At 39.8% G+C, this 20860-nt stretch carries 15 protein-coding genes and 2 pseudogenes; 2 read left to right on the forward strand and 15 right to left on the reverse strand.

Features of this window, described 5'->3' with window-relative positions; all coding sequences use genetic code 11:
* Window positions 1-14: 14 nt before the first annotated feature.
* Genes QFZ31_RS17320 through QFZ31_RS17335 form a run of 4 tightly spaced genes read right to left on the reverse strand, consistent with a single transcriptional unit; the run spans window position 15 to window position 3186 of the window.
* Entirely contained in the window at window positions 15-1175 is a 1161-nt protein-coding gene (locus tag QFZ31_RS17320; protein ID WP_307304997.1) for a UxaA family hydrolase, read from the reverse strand.
* On the reverse strand, window positions 1172-1507 hold the full coding sequence (locus QFZ31_RS17325; protein WP_307304999.1) for a UxaA family hydrolase: 336 nt from the start codon (window positions 1505-1507) through the stop codon (window positions 1172-1174). Before QFZ31_RS17325 ends, QFZ31_RS17320 begins: the two co-directional genes overlap by 4 nt.
* A gap of 27 nt (window positions 1508-1534) precedes the next feature.
* Complete coding sequence (locus tag QFZ31_RS17330) at window positions 1535-2335, reverse strand: SDR family NAD(P)-dependent oxidoreductase (protein ID WP_307305001.1); 801 nt, start codon at window positions 2333-2335, stop codon at window positions 1535-1537.
* A 17-nt stretch (window positions 2336-2352) separates the two neighbouring features.
* On the reverse strand, window positions 2353-3186 hold the full coding sequence (locus QFZ31_RS17335) for an amidohydrolase family protein (protein ID WP_307305003.1): 834 nt from the start codon (window positions 3184-3186) through the stop codon (window positions 2353-2355).
* Between the two features lie 225 nt (window positions 3187-3411).
* Between QFZ31_RS17335 and QFZ31_RS17340 the strand changes: the two genes are divergently transcribed.
* Window positions 3412-4422, forward strand: a complete 1011-nt coding sequence (locus QFZ31_RS17340; protein ID WP_307305005.1) for a LacI family DNA-binding transcriptional regulator — start codon at window positions 3412-3414, stop codon at window positions 4420-4422.
* A gap of 139 nt (window positions 4423-4561) precedes the next feature.
* On the opposite strand, the gene QFZ31_RS17345 is transcribed toward QFZ31_RS17340, so the two are convergent.
* From QFZ31_RS17345 to QFZ31_RS17390, 10 genes and pseudogenes are all read right to left on the reverse strand, one after another.
* A complete protein-coding gene (locus QFZ31_RS17345; protein WP_307305008.1) occupies window positions 4562-5935 on the reverse strand; it encodes an alpha-L-fucosidase in 1374 nt (457 codons plus the stop codon).
* Between the two features lie 83 nt (window positions 5936-6018).
* A complete protein-coding gene (locus tag QFZ31_RS17350) occupies window positions 6019-7653 on the reverse strand; it encodes an extracellular solute-binding protein (RefSeq protein WP_307305010.1) in 1635 nt (544 codons plus the stop codon).
* Between the two features lie 150 nt (window positions 7654-7803).
* A complete protein-coding gene (locus QFZ31_RS17355; protein ID WP_307305013.1) occupies window positions 7804-8697 on the reverse strand; it encodes a carbohydrate ABC transporter permease in 894 nt (297 codons plus the stop codon).
* A gap of 24 nt (window positions 8698-8721) precedes the next feature.
* Complete coding sequence (locus QFZ31_RS17360; RefSeq protein ID WP_307305016.1) at window positions 8722-9693, reverse strand: ABC transporter permease; 972 nt, start codon at window positions 9691-9693, stop codon at window positions 8722-8724.
* Window positions 9694-9769: 76 nt separating this feature from the next.
* Entirely contained in the window at window positions 9770-10429 is a 660-nt protein-coding gene (locus tag QFZ31_RS17365; protein WP_307305020.1) for a YesL family protein, read from the reverse strand.
* A 303-nt stretch (window positions 10430-10732) separates the two neighbouring features.
* Complete coding sequence (locus QFZ31_RS17370) at window positions 10733-12553, reverse strand: ABC transporter ATP-binding protein (protein ID WP_307305023.1); 1821 nt, start codon at window positions 12551-12553, stop codon at window positions 10733-10735.
* A gap of 8 nt (window positions 12554-12561) precedes the next feature.
* A pseudogene (locus tag QFZ31_RS17375) lies at window positions 12562-14316 on the reverse strand (ABC transporter ATP-binding protein).
* A gap of 294 nt (window positions 14317-14610) precedes the next feature.
* The gene (locus QFZ31_RS17380) at window positions 14611-16356 is read right to left on the reverse strand and encodes a glycoside hydrolase family 35 protein (RefSeq protein ID WP_307305025.1); all 1746 of its coding nucleotides are present in this window, start codon (window positions 16354-16356) and stop codon (window positions 14611-14613) included.
* Window positions 16344-18005 (reverse strand): DUF4091 domain-containing protein, encoded by a 1662-nt coding sequence (locus QFZ31_RS17385; RefSeq protein ID WP_307305029.1) that lies wholly within the window; start codon window positions 18003-18005, stop codon window positions 16344-16346. The genes QFZ31_RS17380 and QFZ31_RS17385 overlap by 13 nt, the downstream gene beginning before the upstream one ends.
* Window positions 18006-18216: 211 nt before the next feature.
* Entirely contained in the window at window positions 18217-19440 is a 1224-nt protein-coding gene (locus QFZ31_RS17390; RefSeq protein ID WP_307305030.1) for a beta-galactosidase small subunit family protein, read from the reverse strand.
* Between QFZ31_RS17390 and QFZ31_RS17395 the strand changes: the two are divergent.
* Window positions 19387-19845, forward strand: a pseudogene (locus QFZ31_RS17395) (glycoside hydrolase family 2 TIM barrel-domain containing protein); the annotation flags it as partial. The gene QFZ31_RS17390 and the pseudogene QFZ31_RS17395 sit on opposite strands and share 54 nt — an antisense overlap.
* Window positions 19846-19964: 119 nt before the next feature.
* Here QFZ31_RS17395 and QFZ31_RS17400 read toward each other — a convergent pair.
* Window positions 19965-20858 carry an ROK family protein gene (locus tag QFZ31_RS17400; protein WP_307305033.1) on the reverse strand — a complete coding sequence of 298 codons (894 nt, stop codon included), beginning with the start codon at window positions 20856-20858 and terminating at the stop codon, window positions 19965-19967.
* Window positions 20859-20860 lie beyond the last annotated feature (2 nt).

The raw sequence follows: 20860 nt of genomic DNA on the forward strand, positions 1-20860 counted from the left end.
TAACCTGTATTTTCTTATAAACTTATTCCAATTCTATTGATGCTAAATTCTTGATGGCCTAAAACTTCTGCCTTCGTTAGACTGCCAGAAGCAACACTGACAATTTCATCAAAAATCCTCTTCCCTGCTTGTTCGAGTGTTTCTTTCCCTTGCAAGACCGCGCTAGTATCAATATCAATATTGTCCTCCATGCGTTTGGCAGTTCGTTCGTTCCCAGTAATCTTGATAACAGGAATAATTGGATTTCCGGTTGGAGTTCCTACCCCTGTCGTAAAACATACGAGATGTACTCCCGCAGCAGCCATGCCAGAAACACATTCAATATCATTTCCTGGAGAGTCCATGAAATAAAAACCCTTTCCTTTTATCGGTTCTGCATACTCGACAACACCTTTTAGTGATGAAGAGCCTGCTTTACTAATACAACCTAAGGATTTCTCTTCAATGGTCGACAATCCGCCTTCAATATTGCCTGGACTTGGATTCCCGCCGCGCATGTCTACTCCCATACGGTCAATTTCCATTTCAAAATTTCTAATACAGTCGTAAAGTTTATGATGCACTTCGGCCGATACCGCTTTTTCCGCTAAAATATGTTCCGCTCCGATGATTTCTGTTGTTTCTCCCATCACAATCGTGCCATTCTCTGCAACAAGTAAGTCAGACGCCTTTCCTAGTGCCGGGTTACTGCATAAGCCCGATGTTGCATCCGACCCGCCGCATTTTACCCCGACAATCAATTCAGACAGGTCAATATCTACTCTTTGTCCATCCTGAACTTGTTTAACCAATTCCTTAGCAGCTTCGATTCCTTTTTGGATCGTTTTAATCGTCCCGCCTTCATCTTGGATATCAAGCCAGATCACCGGTTTGCCTGTTTCCATGATTTCATCGCGAATTTGTTCGGCATTCATAACCTCGCAGCCAAGACTGATGATTAATACGGCACCGACATTGGGGTTTTTCCCCATACCGACTAATACTTGATGTGTTCTTTCCTTGTCTTTTCCCACCTGGCTGCAGCCATGCTGGTGGGGAATCGCAACGGTTCCAGACACCTGCTGCCCAATTCGATTCACCACTTGATTAGAACAAATAACAGTTGGCATTAGCAGCACATGATTTCGAATTCCTACACTGCCGTCTGGTCTTTTATACCCCTTTATGATGGTCATGAATTCTTCACCTCTTTTTGTATATGAGCATCCCCCCGGCCGCGAATGCCTTCGATATTTTGAACATGCACATGTTCACCACGATCAATAAACTCCGTGGCAGCGCCAATTGATTCCCCGTACTTCAAGATTCGTTCCCCTTTTGGAATCGGGTATAATGCCACTTTATGTCCAAAGCGAATATCACTTTTTACCACTAATGTCTGTAGTTTCCCTTCAAATGTGTAGGTAATATTTTCGCCTGCCTTCACATCACGGAGCAGTGTCGCTACATTGTCTTTTCTATTCAAAACAATACTCGACATTTCAGAATTAAAGTCATAAACTGCCATGATTTACCCCTCTTTCCTATCATTATATTAAACTACTGCACGATCCCATTCTGGCTTAGGTCCAGCTGCATACCCAATGGTGGCACCGCCATCCACGACAATATTTTCCCCTGTTACAAAGGAGGAATCATCACTCGCGAGAAACAACGCAACCTTGGCAATTTCATTTGAGGTTGCTGTTCTCCCTAATAAATGGGAACGGTCCTGAGCAAGACTTGCCCGCTCAGGATTTTCCTGCTTTTGCAGCCAATCCGAAAGCAAAGGTGTTTTGACACCCGCAGGACTAATCGAATTAACTCTAATTCCAAGCGGCGCAAGGTCAATCGCCAGTGCTTTCGTTAAGGCAATAACGGCTCCCTTTGTTGCAGAATAGGCCGGATTAAATTGCTGGCCGACAACCCCTGTCATGGAACCCATATTTACGATGCTGCCTTTGCTCGCCTTTAAATGTTCTAATCCATATTTAATGGTAAGAAACATACTTTTTACATTCACGTCAAAAAGCCTATTCCATTCATGCTCCTGAATTTCTTCAATCTTTTTCGGTAATATGGTACCTGCATTGTTGAATAAAATATCAATTCCACCAAATCTTTGAATCACAGAAGTGATCAAATCTTTTACTTGGTCTTCATTGGAAAGATCGCAACATATCCCGATTGCTTCACAGCCTTGTTGCTGTAATTCCTGAACAGTCTCATTAAGTTTTTCCTTATTAATATCAACCACAGCAATTTTCGCTCCTTCAGATGCGAAGACCTCCGCAGCAGCTTTCCCAATTCCACTGCCGCTCCCGGTAATGATGGCTGTTTTATTATGTAATCTCATGTCAATCCTCCTCCAATTCATAAATTTAGTTTATAAAACCCACTGGCATTTCCTCCAAAAATTGCTGCCTTATCGCTATCCGTTAAATGGTCCGGCAAGGTGGAAAGCAATAGTTCAACTACATCCTGATAGCTTGCTTTTAAGAGACATACAGGCCAATCACTCCCAAACATCACGGAATGGGGCCCGAAGACTTTGATGACATGCTGGACAAAAGGCTCAATTTTCGATGTCTGTATTTCTTGACCCGCTTCTGTCACCATTCCTGACAGCTTGCACATGACATTTTTGTAACTGGAAATTTCTGTGATTTGCTCCTTCCACGGCTTGATGATTTGCTCGGCTATCCTTGGCTTTCCCAAATGATTAATAACAGCCCGTAAACTTGGAAAAATTTCTAATAGCTGAACGATGGCAGGTAGATGGTGCGGATAAATTAATAGATCGATTGGAAAGTCATCTTCAACAAGTAGTTCGATATTCTTTAAGACACTTTTTCTAAGGATCCATTTGTCATCCTCTAAATCCTGTAACATCGGCCTGATCCCAACGAATCCCTTATGACTTCTAAGCCTCCTGTATTCGCTTGTATAACTTGGAGATTCCATGTCCAGCCAGCCAACCACACCGGCTATGAACTCATTCTGTTCATACAATTCCAGTAAAAACTCCGTTTCTGCTATGGTAGGAGCCGCTTGAACCAGAATGGTCTTATCCATTCGAAATGGCTGTAAATGTGGGGACAAATCCTCTGGTAAATAATCCTGATATAATATTGAAAAATCAGGAGTCAACCAATCATAATCACCCCGCGCTAACTTCCAAAAATGTTGGTGGGAATCAATTCTCATAGCTATAATCCCTTTCAGCAGCCACGCCCAATTTTGCCTTTGGGAGTGGGTAGTTGAGTGTAATCGGTAACGGATAATTTGGTCATTTCCCCTAAACTCTGTCGTTTTGTTGTTAGAAAATTATAAATGTTACCCATAACATAAAAATATCACGGAAGGGGGTTGCTGTCAATCAAGGAATGCCATATATTTATAGTAAGGAATATTTTTAGAAGGAGAAATGATATGGCCACAATTTACGACATAGCAAAAAAAGCAAATGTCTCTCCTATGACCGTTTCAAGAGTAGTGAATAATTCAGGGAAAATTAGTGAAAAAACAAGAGAGAAAGTGGAAAAGATTATTGAGGAGCTAAATTATATCCCTAATAATGCTGCCAGGAGCTTAACGCTTAAACAATCAAAAATATTGTCATTGGTAATAACGGATATAACCAACCCATTTTATACAAAAGTTGCCCGTGGCGCTGAGGATAAAGCAAAACAAATGGGGTATCGTTTACTTTTAAGCAATAGTGATGAAAGCTTCGAAAAAGAATCTGAATATGTTGATATGCTTATTTCGTCAGGTGTTGACGGCGTACTCATGGCACCATCCGGGGATGAATCACAAAAAAATCTTAAAACCCTGATAAAAAATAGAATACCGTTCGTATTAATCGACCGGCATGTAAAGGGAATTGACTGTGACTTAGTCATGGGTGACAGTTACCAGGGGACAAGGCAGCTGTTAGAACATTTAATTGGGCAAGGCCACTCAAAAATTGCGCTCATCAATGGTCCAACGAATGTTTCAACAGCACGTGAAAGGGAAAAAGCGTATTTTGAAATATTGCGCTTAGCTGGCATCGAAGCAGACAAAAAGCTTGCCGCCAATATTTCCTATATGCAGAATGATTCCTATAAATTTGTTAAAAATCTTATCTCACTACCCGAGTCCAGCAGGCCGACAGCAATTTTTGCAGCGAACAACTTTATTGCGATTAACACGATTAAAAGCCTTCGCCAATTAAATGTCCGGGTACCTGAAGACATAGCGATTGTTTGTTTCGATGATCCGGATCCAATTCCGGATTTCAATCCGTTTCTAACGATTGCCGCGCAGCCGGCATACAATTTCGGGTATATGGGAATTCAGTTATTAATTGAACGAATCGAAGGCAATGGCCCGGCGGAAAAGCAAAAGGTCATCCTGCCACCGGAAATCATTATTCGAAGTTCTTCCTTGAAAAAATAAAACAAGAAAAGGTCTGACCTCAGCTTTACACACAAACGCAATCAATAAGCGGCATTTTGTGGTTATGAGGTCAGACCCTTTTAGTTACCTGATTTTTTTAACATCGTTTTAAAGAACACCACTCTTCAATGGGACGGGTTTAAGTTAATTTAAAGACATAGGCAATTGGAGCCTTTTCTCCCTCTCCCAATCTTGGAACCTTAACCGTTAATCCAGCATCCGTCTGTTCAAATTCGACGAAACCTTTTCCACCGAGCATTTCCACTTGATTAACCTTTTGGGTATATGGGATCGTCAAAGATTCTTCAAAAGAATAATCAGCTTCATTTTTAAATAGACGGAAACAATAGGTAGTGTCTCCTTTGCATGTAAAAGCAAAATCTTCTGTAAAGTAAGGGGCACAAATACGTGTACCGTAAATGGCTTCACCATAAACCTTTAACCATTCACCCAGTTCCTTCATTCTCTCGATGGCCCTTCTAGGCAGGCGACCATCAGGCTGTGGCGCCACATTAAGAGCAAGATTTCCGCCTTTTGATACAACTTCAACCAAAATATTTACAAGTTCACGTGTAGACTTATAGTCATCTTCATATCTAAATGAAAAAGCAGTTCCCATCGTGATACAGCTTTCCCAAGGTACATGCAGTGCCCGTTTAGGGATGGTCTGTTCAGGTGTAACATAATTTTCAAACGGTCCGCCAATTGTTCTGTCCGCTGTCAGCAGCCATGGCTGTAATTTGCGAGCTTTTTCCACTACTTCCCCAAGGCGGATGTCCTGTTTTCCTTTCCCGACCCAACCGGCATCCAACCACAAAATATCAATCTTTCCGTAATTGGACATCAGCTCCATAATTTGATTATGGGTAAAGTTTACAAACTGATCCCATAGCCATGGATATTCTTTTGGATCATAGGAAGGACCGCGCCACATATCCCTGCCTCTTTCCATTCCCGGGGCCCAATAATACTCCGTATTCCAATCGGCTTTAGAGAAGTAGGAAGCAATCCCTAAACCTTTATTGCGAAAGGCATCGAAAACATGCTTGCATATATCCGCATATTTATGGGCATGGAAAGGGCAATCCGGACCTGTAATTCGATAATCCGTCTCTTTTGTATCCCACATACTAAAGCCATCATGGTGTTTAGTCGTAAAAATTAAATATCTGAAGCCATTTTCTGAAGCCAAATCTGCCCATTCTTCAGGCTGAAATCGAAGAGGATTAAAGGTTTTGTTTAGATCGAAGTATTGCCGTTTGAATTCCTCACCATCAGAGGTCCAGTCAATATCGGTCCGTGACCATTCTGCATCCTTATCACTTAATGCCCATGATTCTACTAGCCCCAATTGTGAATAAGGCCCCCAATGCATCATTAGCGCAAGCTTCTGGTCCTTAAACCACTCTAACCTCTCCAACAGAAGCGGATCTTCCGGTTTAACCCATTCCTTTTCAGAGCTGTAGTTATGAACACCTTCCGTAATTTCCTTTTCTTTAACCTCATTAGCCATAAAATCATCTCCCCTTTGAATGGTAAACGAAAAAGAGAAGAACATCTCTTCCCCTTTTCGTACAGAGCAATTAAACTAGTAAATTATTTTTTGTATTTTTCATCGTAAGCTTTTTGATAGACTTGAATGTAATCTTTAAGACCGGCATTCTCTAAATTCTTGACATACTCTTTCCAAGACTTATCATCAAGTTTTGTTTTTCCAGTAATAAACGCAGCTGTCATTTCATCAATGTAATTCTCGATTGATTGTTCAAGCGTAGCTAATTTGTTTGAATCTTCCTCACTAAAGAATAATTTTGGAACCGGCTCGATAGTCGTTGAGATGTATGGTACATGTTCTTCTGTGGCCTTCCATAAAAGCTGTTCCTGATCCCCCGGAGGTACTGCTTGACCAGCACGGAATGCATTTGTTCTTAGAGATGGACCGGTTTGATTCCAAGCTATATTATTGTTAACATTGTTTGGATCCAGCTCCTCTAATGTCCATACGGCTGGTTTTCCATCCAAACCAAGTTGACCCTCTTTTGCATCAAGGAACTGACCCATTCCAAAAACGGAATTAATCGTGACTTCGTTTTCATACATTGCTTCTGCCCATCTAAAGGCAACATCAGGATGTTTTGCTTTATTCGTAATGATAAACTCAGCAGGACGGGTAACCGGTGATGGTTCGTAAAGTGTTATTTGTTGACCATCTGGGCCTTTTAAAGGCGGAACGGCAACAAAATCCTTCGCTCTTCCCTTGTCTGAAACATCTGTAAAAAATGAAGGAACCGAGGATGCTGCGGCACCTAAAATTGGGATGTCAGGGTTTTCACCCAATTTTTTAAATTGTTCAGGATCTTGTGTAAATGAGCCTGAATAAATTAAACCATCATTGTACATCTTATTTAAAAATGTTAAGCCTTCTCTCCATTCAGGCTTATCCCATGGTACAACAAATTTTCCATCTTCAATATATTTATCACTATAACTAAACGGGTTCATAAGAAATCCGTCAACCTCTTCATGCCAATAATTCTTCATGCCTGAAAACGGGATCTCATCCGCTTTTCCATTGCCATTTGGATCCTGTGTTTTGAATGCCATCATGACATCGTAAAATTCCTCTGTGGTAGTTGGTACATCAAGTCCAAGCTTGTCCAACCATGGCTTATATATCCACATTTTTTGAGACGTCGTACAGTGAAAACATTCATTTACCTGCGGCAGGGCAAAAATATCGCCCTCCGGGGTTGTTACTGCATCTTCAACTAAAGGCATTTCTTGAAACATTTTCTTCGTTTGAACACCATACTTGTCAATCAAATCATTTAACCGAAGAAAGACACCTTTTTCCCCATACACGCGTAATTGCGCTGGTGTAAGAGTCATATCCATAATGACATCTGGATATTCACCGCTAGCCAGCATAAGATTTAACTTTTCCGCAGCACCCTCCTCTGGAAGAACCTCCCACTTGATATGTACTCCAGTTTTCTCTTCGTACCATTTCGTAAACTCATTGGTGGCAAAATCCTTTACCCCAGTGTTCGATTTGGTCAGGACAGTTAAGGTCTGTTTTTCCTTTACAATTGGAAATGTTCCTGCTTCCGTGACAATATCTTTGTATTCTTTGTCCTTCTTTTGGGTTGTGGAGGCATTATTGGAACAGCCAACCAATAGCAGTAACATGGCTATTACTAAAGACAGAAGCATATTAAACTTTCTTTTCATGGTTTCATCCCCCTTAATAAAGTTTTCATTGAAAACACATAATAGCTTTTTAAAGCAATCTGCATTCAATTCGGTTAAACGAAGAAAATTATAGGATCAATAAGTGCTATCACCCCCTACCAGTGTTAATGAAAAAGATTACTTGCCTGGTTATCCTTTTAAAGATCCAATCATAACACCCTTTACAAAGAACCTTTGGACAAAAGGATAGGCAATTAAAACCGGAAGGGAAGAGACAACAATAAGTGAATATTTTAGCAGCTGTTGAAGCCCAATTTTATTTGCCAATTGTGTTGCATCACCCATCATCGAAGGGTCTACGCTGTTTTGAACAAGAATGTCCCTTAAGATGAGCTGCAGCGGGAATAAACTGGCATCGCGCAAATAAATTAATGCACCGAAATAAGAATTCCAATGCCCAACCGCATAAAAGAGAGAAATAACCGCAATGATAGGTGCTGAAAGCGGTAACACAATTTTAAATAGAAATTTAAAATCATTGCACCCATCAAGTTGAGCCGATTCAAGCAATTCATTTGGAATGGTTGATTTAAAGAAACTCATCGTAATAATGACATTAAACACCGATAAAGCATTGGGAATAATAAGAGCCCAGCGGGAATTTAATAAACCCAAATCTTGTACTAGAAGATAGTTTGGAATCAATCCGCCATTAAACATCATGGTGAACACAAACAGGAACATGAAGATTCCGCGCCCATAAAAGTCCCTCCGTGAAAGCGGATATGCAGCTAAAATGGTTAAAATAACATTCACTGTTGTTCCAACAATCATATAAAATAATGAATTTCCATATCCGACCCAAATTTTGCTATATTCAAAGATTGTCTTATATCCTAACAAACTGAACTCTACCGGAAATAACCAGACCCGCCCGCTTGCTACAGCGTTTGTCGAACTTAAGGATGCACTAAGTACATAAATAAGCGGATACAAAACTGAAAGGACGAGGAGTGATAGGAAAATGTAATTGCAAACAGTGAAAATGCGGTCACCCCTTGACTCACCAATCTTTGTGTTCATAAGAATCCTCCTCTTTTAATTGGTTTACCATAGCCCATCCTGTCCAACCTTTTTCGCCAACTTGTTGGAGGCAATAATAAGAATAAATGCTACTAATGATTTAAAAATTCCTATAGCAGCTGCATATGAATACTGCGGAAGTGCAGAGACAAGACCGACATTATACACATAGGTGTCAATTACCTGAGATGATGAAAGATTTAACGGGTTTTGCATTAATAAAACTTTTTCAAACCCGGTATCCAGGAAGCTTCCCATATTAAGAATGAGGACCAATACAGCGGTCTGCATGATACCCGGAATATCGACATGCCAGATTCTGCGGATCTTCGAAGCACCGTCTACTATGGCAGCTTCATGAAGTTCAGGACTGACGCTTGTCAATGCGGCCAAATAAATAATGCAGCCGAAACCAACATTCTGCCAGATGCCACTGAAAACAAAAATCGATTTAAAATAATCCGCCTCACCCATAAAGTTAATTCCCTCCTTAACCCCGAAGAGGGAAAGAAGATTATTTATTGGACCGCGGGGATCTAAAATCATAAAAATAATCCCAACCATAACAACAACCGATATAAAGTGAGGAGCATATGTGATTAACTGTGCAGCCTTCTTAAATCTTTTTGAGTATACATAGTTAAGACTTAAAGCTAATAAAATAGGAAGAGGAAAACCTGCTATTAAACTATAAAGACTTAGGCCTAGTGTATTTTTTAATACCCTTACAAAGTCGTATGATTCAAAGAACTTTTTAAAATGTTCAAATCCTACCCAAGGACTTCCTCCAATCCCTAATACAGGGTCAAAGTTTTTAAACGCGATCGAAGCGCCATACATAGGGTAGTAATGAAAAACTAAGATATACATCAGTGGCAGGATAAAAAGGACATATAGTTGCCAGCTTTTTTTAATTTTTATCAAAAGGTTTTTCTTAGTTTTACGCTTTACTTCAGAAATGGTTGATTTATTCTCAACTACCCCAGTAACATTCAATGACTAACACTCCCTTTTTATATTATTTATTTATATATTTTGTTACCGATAACAAACACAAAATGTGAATATTCAATTAAATTTTAAATCCAACTATTTTTTTCATGTTAGTACTGGGTGTTAAGTATGCTGTTTGTTTTATTTGAATTTTATTAAACGACCGCATTCCAATCCACATCAATGGAAAGGAAACAATGGTTGTACCGGCAAAGATAAACACAACCGGGAGATAGAGGAAAAGACAATATGAAACTACTAAACTTACCAACATTAAAAACGTTTCAAGAGGGCGGGCGAAAACGATTAAAAAGCTTTGTTTAATATAGTTTAGTTTCGACAGGTTGAAATGAACATAAACAGGAAGTAAAAATAGCCCTATAAGTATGTAGAGAAAACCTGCGATCAATACGAAGATACGAATAATATTCATATGTAATTCGGTATTTAATATACGAAGGTCGAAATAAAGAAATAGACCTATTAAGAAATAAAAGAGACCTAATAGATTTGTTTCTATAAAATATGACTTATAGGAGTCTACAAATGTACGAAAAATCGGGACATCATTCTCCTTCATAAGCCATTTTCGAATAACTGAAAACACGGATGCTGTTGCTGGCATCACACCGAATATTACGAAACCAGCAAGGGTAAATACGACCCATAAAAAATGGACATACATAGCTTTCACAAGCAAATCGCCTACTTTATACAAAACCTTCCCTAAGCCATTCAATGGCATTCACCCCCAAAAATTTAATCTGCATTTTAGTTTTTTAACCCGAACAACGACTAAATTAGTATATGGACAAGTATCAACCGTTTTAACAACCGCAATGGTGCCTTTCATTTGTAATCATCTTTTCATTAACCTTGTTAATTAATGTTACCGGTAATTCGATTGTAACATTCAAAAAATGAAAACGTCAATAATTTTTTGATATTATTGAATTATTTGAATTTGATGATTAAAAAAAGGCTGATAGAATCTTTATATACATTTTTTCAGCCTTTTTCATCGTATTCCTCTTTTAAATAATCAACCAACACCAAGCATTTTGTATTGTGCTTTTACCAATTCGTAATAAACTCCTTGTTTGCCCATTAACATCTCGTGGTTTCCTTGCTCAAGGATAGTACCATGATCCATAACTATAATCTTGTCTGCCTCTCGAATGGTGGAGAGCCTGTGGGCAATCATTATGGCCGTTCTTCCTTTTAATAACGTTTTTAATGCAAGCTGAATCTTAACTTCAGTCTCCGTATCAATACTTGCCGTAGCCTCATCGAGAATAAGAATTTTGGGATCAGCGAGGAGCGCCCTTGAGAAAGAAAGCAGTTGACGCTGCCCTACAGACAAAACATTTCCGCGCTCTTCCACTTCGGTTTGATACCCATTGGGAAGCTGCGTAATGAAGGCATCCGCCCCAACGGCTTTCGCGGCTGCTACTACTTCCTCGTCGCTTGTACCTGGGTTACCAAAGCGGATGTTTTCCATGATTGTACCTGAAAAAATAAACGTATCTTGGAGCACGATACTAATTTGTGAACGCAAACTAGCAATGGAAATATCTTGAATGGGGTGGCCGTCGATTTTAACCACTCCTCCGTTGGCGTCATAAAATCGGCTGACTAAATTCGCAATGGTAGTCTTCCCTGATCCCGTGTGCCCGACAAGTGCAGCAGTCTCACCTGCCTTAATCGAAAAAGAAATACCATTTAACGCAGTTCTTTTTTCATCATAGGAAAACTTTACGTCTTCAAATTCAATCGTGCCATTCAACGAGGGAAGCACCCGTGCGTTTTGAGCTTCTGCCACAAGCGGCCGTTCATCTAAAAACTCAAAAATACGTTCGGAAGACGCCATTCCAATCAGGAGCTGATTATATAATTGCCCCAACCGTGAAATCGGCTCCCAGAACATCCCTAAATAAAAGGCAAAAGAAACAAATTCCCCGATGGTGCTTTCACCGTTTGACACAAGAAAAGCACCATACCAAATCAGAATCGCCGTCCCGACTGCATTTGTCATTTCCACAAACGGACCAAACATTGCATTCTTCTTAACCGCTTGCTTCCACGTATCAAAGTTTTCCTGGTTGAGTCCCTTAAAAAACTCAATGTTTTCATCTTCTTGAGTAAATATCTGCGTCACTCGAATTCCTTGAATACTTTCATTTAAATGAGAGTTGATTTTGGACTGTTTCAGCCGGACCATCTGCCACGATAACCTAATCTTTTTTCGTAAGCTAGTCGAGATAAAAAACATAATGGGCAAAATGACCATGATCGCAATCGTGAGTTTTGCATTTAATGAGAATAAGATAAAAATCGTCGCAAACAACAGGAGAAAATCGGTTAATAGATTAATAACACCGCTTGTAAATAGCTCCTGCAGCGAGTTAATGTCGTTCATAATCCGTACTAGAATCGACCCGGCCGAACGTTGGTCAAAGAATCGATGGGATAACGACTGAACATGGGTAAATAAATGCTTGCGTAAATCATAAATGACATTTTGACCAAGCTTATTCATCCAGCGAATTCTCAAGAAAATTACTAAATAAGACAGTAAATATAATCCTGAAATGATAAAAACCAAATTCAATAGCAGTCCGGTATCTTTTTCAATAATCGCCCGGTCAAGTGTATAGACACCAATCAAAATTGGAATGATTAACCGGATCGCTGTTGAAAGGATTACTGCCAGAAACGAAAGCGGCAGATACGTTTTTGCATATGGCATTACATACTGGAATAATCGCCATATTTGCTTCCAGTTAAACGCTTTATCTATCACTTGCTCATTTGAGTAGTGGAACCGCTCTAATATCAATTGTTTCTTATGTTTTTCCTCCATATTTCCTCCTACCTTACTGCCTTTTCCATAATCACTGCATGATCTTGATATTGAATGCGATAAATTCTTTCGTATGGTCCATGATTGTTCACCAACTGATTATGTGTTCCGCGTTCAATAACTTTTCCATTATCCAGCACTAAGATTTCATCTGCATGTTTCAATGACGAAATTCGGTGCGCAATAATAAAGGTAGTTCTCCCCTTCATCACTTCCCTAAGAGCCTGTTGAATTTGAAATTCTGTTTCCATATCGACCGCACTTGTCGAATCATCTAAAATGAGTATCGCAGGATCGGTACAGATCGCACGGGCAATCGCAATCCGCTGTTTTTGTCCCCCGGAAAGCCCCATTCCCCGCTCCCCAAGCATCGTGTTATATCCATCCGGCAGCTCCATAATAAAATCATGGGCCTCTGCGCATTTAGCGGCAGCAATGATCTCTTCCATCGTCGCATCCGGTCTTCCATAAGCAATATTCGCTTTAATTGTCGATGAAAAAAGGAAGGGTTCCTGTAAGACAACCCCAATCTCTGAACGCAGCGTTTTCAAGCGATATTCCTTTAGCGGACGGCCATCGATGAGAATCTTCCCTTCAGTTGGTTCATAAAGTCGGGACAGAAGCTGGATGATGCTTGTTTTCCCTGAACCCGTTGCACCAATTAAACCAATCGTTTTACCCGGATGCGCTTCAAAGCTAATATCCTGAAGAGCTACTGTTCCCTCTGTTTGATACTGGAACGTCACATGATCGAAGACCACACTTCCTTCGATTTTTTCGATATTCCTGACATCCTCTCGATCATAAATCGTTTCATCAGCTTCCAGAATTTCCAGCAGCCGCTCACCGGAAGCTTTCGCCTGAGAGAACATATTAATCGTAAAACCAAGGTGCATAATCGGCCACAATATATACCAAATCAGGCTATAAAAGGCGACAAGTTCACCTGGTTTTAAAGCTCCATTAATAACTTGATAGCCTCCATAGCCTATTAAAACGACCACTGAAATATTTCCAATCAGCTCCATTAGCGGAAAGTATTTGGACCAAACCACTGCGATAGTTAGCTGTTTCGTCCGATAGTCTTGATTTGACTTGGTAAAGCGTTCAATCTCTACTGATTCTTTTGATAGGGCTTTAACTGTATGTATGCCGCTGATATTTTCTTGTACCTTCGTGTTTAACCGTCCAAATGATTCGCGTATTCCGCGGAAAGCAGGGTGAACCTCCTTATCAAATTTATAGACAGCAATGCTGATGAATGGCAATGCCGCAATTGTCACAAGCGTAAGAGAAACGGAATAATTAAACATTACAAATAAACTAGCGGTGACAACAATGACAAAGCGGAGTACCTCACTAAAACCGAAGGATACAAAAAAGCGAAATCCTTCTACATCTGCGGTCAAACGAGACATCAGATCCCCTGTCTTCGCATTATCGTAATAGCTGAACGAAAGCCGCTGCAGTTTTTCATATAAGGTATTGCGAAGGTGGAAGACAGATTTAATTCCGAAAATATCCGCCAGGTAATGCTAAATGAAGGCCGACAGTCCTTTTACCGCCATAACCGCAATAAATCCTAAAGAAATCCATGGCACCAAATCATATTTTCTCCCAAGAACCACTTCATCAATGGTCAACTGCAAGATGATTGGATAAACAACGGTTATAGCAGCGATTATCACCAGGAAGAGCATAGACCAAATGAAATCCGTCTTATAAGGGAGATAAAACGACTTTAATTTTTTAAAAATTAACATTACTTCCTCCTCTGGAATTAAAATTTTCTCCTTAGCTTACCGTGAAAAGGATTTCCGGTAAATATGTGAATTCTTTTTGAATTGTCTTGCTATACCATTGACTTAGTAAGCCTATAGATGATGATATGTGATTTTTGCATGGGTATGTTTTTTTAAAACATATAGAGAGTAAATGATGAAAAAAAAAAGATTCATGTTATCAAAACACGAATCTAGTAAACACATTGAAATGGAGACTCATTATTTTTGTCTATTCCCAGCCTCCGCAAAATAACTGTTTTTAAAAACAAACCATTATCCTAGAATGGGTTGGTCCACAAACGTCACAGTTCCTTTATGGTCATGTAATTCCAATACGACAATTTCATTTTCTCCTCTATGCAAAAATGTAGCTGGGACATAAAGAGTTTGCTGTGGTCCGATTTCCCAATATCGGCCAAGGTTATGCCCATTCACAAATACGATCCCTTTCGTCCACCCGGACATATCGATAAACGTATCGGCCGCTTCATCAATATTCAGGGTCCCCCGGTGAAGATAAGGATGATTTTCTTTTGCTTCATCACTGGTGAACGTTAAGGAACTCAAATCCTTTAACGGTAATGGATATACAGTCCAATCAAATAAAAATTGATTGCCTGCTCTTACACCTTGGGTAATCCCTTTAAAATCATTAAGGAACGGACCATAATTAACTCGTCCCATATTTTCAACTACAATCTGCAGTTTTGTTTCTGCCTCAGTGATATCAACCTCAATACTTCTGCGGCCGCCAATTCGCTCGACTAAGCCAGCATATTCACCGTTCAAATAAATTTGCCCGCGGTCATGGATGTCCTGAACCGTGATTGTCTGCTTCCCGTAAGCTCCTTTAATCACCGTTTCATAGACAATGAATCCATAACCTTGCCCATACTCCTCCATCGTTAAAGGAGTTCGGCTCTCTAGTGGACTTGAGAGTTGATTTAATGAATCTAGCAAAGCAACGCGCTCCCCCAAAATGACCTCACCATACTGTTTTTTTGGTGTCACAGGAGGTAATTTCATTTCTGGCAGCTCAACGTATTTTTCAAACGTCTTTCGCACCGCAAAGAATTTTTCTATTACATCCCCGGATTCTGTCAACAAGCCATCATAGTCATAGCTTGTAATCGTCGGCTGATAGACTTCCTCATTATGATTGGCTCCATTATAGAAACCAAAATTCGTCCCCCCGTGGGCCATATAAAAATTGACAGAACCATTTTGCTCTAGAATACTATCCAATGTCTCGATGACACTTTCAGAGGAACGCGTATGATGCTCCTCACCCCAATGATCGAACCATCCATGCCAAAACTCCATACACATCAGCGGTGCGTTTGGCTGAAACTGCTTTAATTGCTCAAATGCGCTTTCTGCTCGTGAACCAAAATTGACGGTTTCAAACACACCTTCAATCATCCCGCCATTCAGCATACTTGGTGCCGGACCATCAGAAGTAAAAAGCAGCTCCTGACCAATCCGTTTTTGGATACTGTCCCGCATATATTGCAAATACTTTTGGTCATTCCCATAACTGCCGTACTCGTTCTCAACCTGGATGGCAATAATCGGCCCGCCGCTTCCACGCAGCAATGGCTGCAATCGTTCAAATAACACATCGAAAAACGCATCTACTTTATCTAAATACGGTTGATTATAACAGCGTAATTGAATATTCGGCACCGTCAATAACCAATAAGGGAAACCGCCAAACTCCCACTCGGCACAAATATATGGACCTGGTCTGACAATGACATGAAGACCAACTTTTTCTGCCGTTTTGATGAAAGTTTCAATATCAGCAATACCCTCAAAAACAAATTGTCCTTCCTCAGGTTCATGTAAATTCCATGCTACATAGGTTTCCACCGTATTAAAGCCACATTCTTTTAACTTTATTAAACGATCCTCCCAATATTCAGGCACTGTACGGAAATAATGCATCGCCCCGCTTAATAGGCGAATTTCTTTGCCATCCAATAAGAAGGAGTTTTGATTATAGGTTAATGCTGACATACTACACCTTCTCTCTTAATTTTTTCATTAATCTGTTCCCTTTTTTGAAGGTACCACTCTAGTTCTTGAGGATATTGATCAAAGGTTATTTCATAATCCAATCCGTCTTGCAAAAGCGCTAAAACTTGTTCTCTTCCAACGACGCTTTCCAGCAATTGAAGCGCTCTTAAATCTTGCAGTGCTTCATTCATTACCTCGAGTCTTATCGATTCAATCGGACCATCTTCACCCGGATAAACGAGAAAAGCGTCTCCGGAAGGGAATGCATAATTGGCATCAGTATTTTTAAATGGATCAATCGCCTTTTTTGAATATTGTGCATACCAAAAATTATAACCCCAATGAAGAAAGCCAGCGATTTTATATTTATATAGCTGGATACCTAAAACTCGATTACGAAACGATGGCATCGAGAAAAATCGGTTTGCCACCTTTTTATATTGGGCACAGCAATAATAGGTCCAAAGATTTTCTACCCCATTCTCTATAAAGGCATTGATATGATCATTGGATGGAATCGGATTTTGGACAATGCCTTTTTCATAGAAGGTATAGTCTGAAAGCGCGTCAATAACTGGAAAATCCTTTAGTAATTCTTGCAGGATTAAACTAGCATTTTTATAAGATTCAACCTGGGTTAGATGCGGCTCATCCGAAACATGGAAAAAGCATTGATCTTCTAAACTATTCTGGTTAATAAATTCTATCAAACTAGGAATAAATTGCTGAAGAAAACCTCGATATTCAGGACTCATTGCATCCGTTTCCCAGCCAAATAATTGTTTCAATTCTCCATTTTCATATCCAACTATTTTCGGCGCATGATTTGCTCCCCATTGTGTAAAAAGATGAGAAAACTCAAAATACTTGATCCCTTGTTTTTTACATAAATCAACCCATCTTTTTAGCTTTTCAAATTGGAAAGAGTACGCTTCACCTGACTTTTCTACATCAACAAGCTGCACAGTCGGCCGCTCTCCCCCGACTTCCGTATCTAAAGGAGGTGTAAAGATTGGTGTGAGAATCATATTCATACCATGCTTTGCCGCAGTTTGAACAAATTGCTCAATTCTTCTCCAATGCTCTCCACTAAAAACCTCTACATTATAAAGAGTAGCCAGGCAATCCGTATGGAACCATTCAGTATGGATTAATTTTTGTTGAGGCAGTTCGGCGGCAATAACCTCTAATTCAAAAGTCTCCTTACCAAGGCATTCCCCGTTTTTCTTTTCAAAAATTACTTCAATTGGATGTCTGCCTGGATTCACATCTCCTTGAGGATCAACAGTAATCCAAATAGCACGCCACTGTTTTGGAAAGGCTATTAAACCATCTATATCATGAATCGGATAAAGGGGATCCGGATATAATCCTGGTGTGGATTTAAGAATGAGATCATCATGATCGTGGTAACATGGCAACTCAGATGGAACAAGCCCCACAGAACGGATTGTAATCTTCTCATTAAAAGCAGAATTTACTTGCACTCTAATGTCTTTTAATAGTGTTCTAGATTTATAGGCAATCTGGAAAGAGTACGATTCATTTAAAAGCGCTGAACCTTTGTTAATTGCCTCGTCCTTCAGTTCTTGATCAGCAAAAACCTTTGTTAAAGAACTTAAACTTTTTGTTGAAAATCCCTGTTCCACCAAATTATTCCACCCTTTCAACCTAATTTACATAAATTATATCACCGCAACTTGTTGTGTCAACCCAACAAGTTAAGCTTTGATACAACTTTCTTAACTGTCACTCTGTTAGACACATCTGTTGATTGGAGCGAAAAAGCTTTTTCTCCAATCAACAGAGTTATAAAACCTACTTTAACAAAATTTATAAGTGTTAAGATTCATATAAAAATTATTTTAAAATAAATGAATATTGATATGTTTGATCAGAAAATAATGTGAATTCAGGATGCGTCTTTGCATTCCAAGAATCATCTCCGCCGACACCCATTTGCTTATGATTTACTCTTAAATACGTTTTTGTTCTTTCAGGCAATTGATACGTATGGCCTGCTTCCTGCAATTCTGTGGCAGAGTAAGCACCCGCATTCATTTCGAGTAATGAATCACTCGTAACGTGGAGCTTCACCCCAGCACCATTGTCAATTACAAACCAACGAACATCAATTTTATTCCCATGTTCCTGCGGCTTTAAATACGGTATGAATTCATTTTCCACTGTTGATGAGTAGAGGCCAATTTTCGCACCTTTTTCACGGTCCCAATAATTTTCATGAGGGCCTTTTCCGTACCAAGAAAACGCTTCGAACGATTTAACTAAAGGAAGGATTATCCCGATTTCCGGAATCTCAGGTAAGGATTCACCAGGAAGTAGCTCAAATGCCACAAGGATTTCTCCATCTCCTGTAATTTCATAATGAATCCTACATCTTGAAACAGGAGAGGTTTGTAATTGTAGAACTGTTTCTATTTGAACTGTTTTATCCAGTTCCTTTACATTCATCTGCTCTAAAACAGCACTCCTGCCTGCATGTTCCCAGATTCCCGCACGTTCACCCAATTTATTCCCGCGGTCATTATCGGTTAGCGCTCGCCAATAATTTGGTACAACTGGCCCAGCTAAAACCTCCACACCCTGTTTTATAAATGAAGTAATGAACCCAGATGTTTTACTTACGGTTATGGAGAATGTCTCCCCCTCCACTTTTACTTGCTCATTTGTTTCCTCTATGTTTTTCAAGGACAGACTTGGTACTGATTGAACATAGATTCGATCGGTTAGGACAAATTGATCAAAAGCAATTTCATAACCCTTTTCGGCCCAAAGACTATCTTTCATCGTGTGGAAGCTGATGGTTATAATATATTCATTACCTTCCATGACATAGTTTGCTAGTACATCTTTAAGGTCAATCGTTACAGATGATAATGGCTTACAGGAAACACTTATGCTGTCACTCGCTATTTCTTCCCCATCTTTCAGCATTGTCCACCTTGCTTCATATTCATTAACATCGGTAAATAAATTCTTATTGATGACTGTAAATTGATCATTCTCCAATATATGAAGGAAGAGGATCCAACGCGTCTTGTTCACTATGAAGGGGTGGCCCATTATCGTGCATCAAGTGAGGCTTCGGAGATTGAAAGCATGATGTATGAGCATCCATTAAAGCTGGAAGCATATGCCTTACATGCAGAACAGAGTGAAATTCCGGCAAAGCCTTATATTGTATGTGAATATGCTCATGCGATGGGAAATTCCGTAGGGAATCTCTATCAATATACGGATTTATTTGATAAGTATCCGATTTTACAAGGCGGGTTTATCTGGGATTTTAAAGACCAATCCATCCAAACGACAACGGAATCAGGAGTAACGTATTTAGCCTATGGCGGTGATTTCGGTGAATCACCACATGATGGTAACTTCTGCGGTAATGGACTGTTATTTGCAGATGGGACGTTAACACCGAAAATTTATGAAGTAAAAAAATGCTATCAACCAATTAGTGTGAAAGTATCTAATTATGCTGGTCTTTTTCATGAGCCAGTGTCTATTGAAGCACATTTATTTGATCAAAATGGCAGCAAAGTACTTTTCTTTTGCTTTTAACATCGTTCCTTTTCCTCCTTTCACTAACACTTAGTCAACTCTTCTTTTTGAGAATGTAAAAAGTGGTAAACCGCCCCAATCATTCCGGCATGATTGGATAGTTTAGCAAGAACAATTTCCGTATTTTTATTAAAGGAAGGTAACAAATATTTTTCGACTTCCTCTTTTACTTCCTGCAAAAACTTCTCTCCCCGAGCTGTAATGCCGCCGCCTATGATGACTTTTTCCGGGTTAAAAATATAAATAAGATTCGAGATGCCCATCGCTAAATAACGGAAAAACTGTCTGACAGCCATCTGAATCTCTTCATCACTTTGGTCATATAAATCAAAAATTTCTTTTCCGGTCCATTGACGTGTTTCTTTATAGTGATTGGCAAACTGAATTAATCCAGACACTGAGGCATTTTTTTCAAAGGGTTCTCCGTCAACAAGCATATAGCCCCATTCCCCAGCACTGAATGAATGCCCCGAATACATTTTTCCATCAATAACAATCGCTCCGCCGATGCCTGTCCCCACGGTCAAAGCAATGAAATTGCTTGAGCCGTGATCACCAAGCCACATCTCACCAAGGGCTGCACAGTCTACATCGTTTCTAACTTCAACTGGCAGTCCGAGGGCCTCACTGACAAGCTTCTTGATTTCGACACCCGTATAATGCGGAATTGTATCACCAGCAGCGACAATTGTTCCCGTATGGAAATTAACCTGTCCGGCTGTGCTGATGGCAATTCCACTGAGGGAATGGTCCGCCACAATGCTTTTTCCTGCTGCAATTACTTTATCGATGATCGCCCGGCCACCGAGATGGGCTTCTGTATCCATCATAAAGTGAGAAAGAATTTCTCCATTTTCGGTCACAATCCCGTATTTAATTTGTGTTCCTCCGATATCAAAGGCCAGATAGTGCTTCATTC

The sequence above is a fragment of the Neobacillus niacini genome, assembly GCF_030817595.1.
Taxonomy (GTDB): Bacteria; Bacillota; Bacilli; order Bacillales; family Cytobacillaceae; genus Neobacillus; species Neobacillus niacini_G.

Excerpts from the sequence above, each read along its gene's own strand:
- QFZ31_RS17400 (WP_307305033.1), bottom strand. The coding sequence starts at position 20,858 with ATGAAGCACTATCTGGCCTTTGATATCGGAGGAACACAAATTAAATAC.
- QFZ31_RS17355 (WP_307305013.1), bottom strand. The coding sequence starts at position 8,697 with ATGAACACAAAGATTGGTGAGTCAAGGGGTGACCGCATTTTCACTGTT.
- QFZ31_RS17380 (WP_307305025.1), bottom strand. The coding sequence starts at position 16,356 with ATGTCAGCATTAACCTATAATCAAAACTCCTTCTTATTGGATGGCAAA.
- QFZ31_RS17320 (WP_307304997.1), bottom strand. The coding sequence starts at position 1,175 with ATGACCATCATAAAGGGGTATAAAAGACCAGACGGCAGTGTAGGAATT.
- QFZ31_RS17390 (WP_307305030.1), bottom strand. The coding sequence starts at position 19,440 with ATGGGCCACCCCTTCATAGTGAACAAGACGCGTTGGATCCTCTTCCTT.
- QFZ31_RS17345 (WP_307305008.1), bottom strand. The coding sequence starts at position 5,935 with ATGGCTAATGAGGTTAAAGAAAAGGAAATTACGGAAGGTGTTCATAAC.
- QFZ31_RS17325 (WP_307304999.1), bottom strand. The coding sequence starts at position 1,507 with ATGGCAGTTTATGACTTTAATTCTGAAATGTCGAGTATTGTTTTGAAT.
- QFZ31_RS17340 (WP_307305005.1), top strand. The coding sequence starts at position 3,412 with ATGGCCACAATTTACGACATAGCAAAAAAAGCAAATGTCTCTCCTATG.
- QFZ31_RS17330 (WP_307305001.1), bottom strand. The coding sequence starts at position 2,335 with ATGAGATTACATAATAAAACAGCCATCATTACCGGGAGCGGCAGTGGA.
- QFZ31_RS17370 (WP_307305023.1), bottom strand. The coding sequence starts at position 12,553 with ATGGAGGAAAAACATAAGAAACAATTGATATTAGAGCGGTTCCACTAC.
- QFZ31_RS17350 (WP_307305010.1), bottom strand. The coding sequence starts at position 7,653 with ATGAAAAGAAAGTTTAATATGCTTCTGTCTTTAGTAATAGCCATGTTA.
- QFZ31_RS17335 (WP_307305003.1), bottom strand. The coding sequence starts at position 3,186 with ATGAGAATTGATTCCCACCAACATTTTTGGAAGTTAGCGCGGGGTGAT.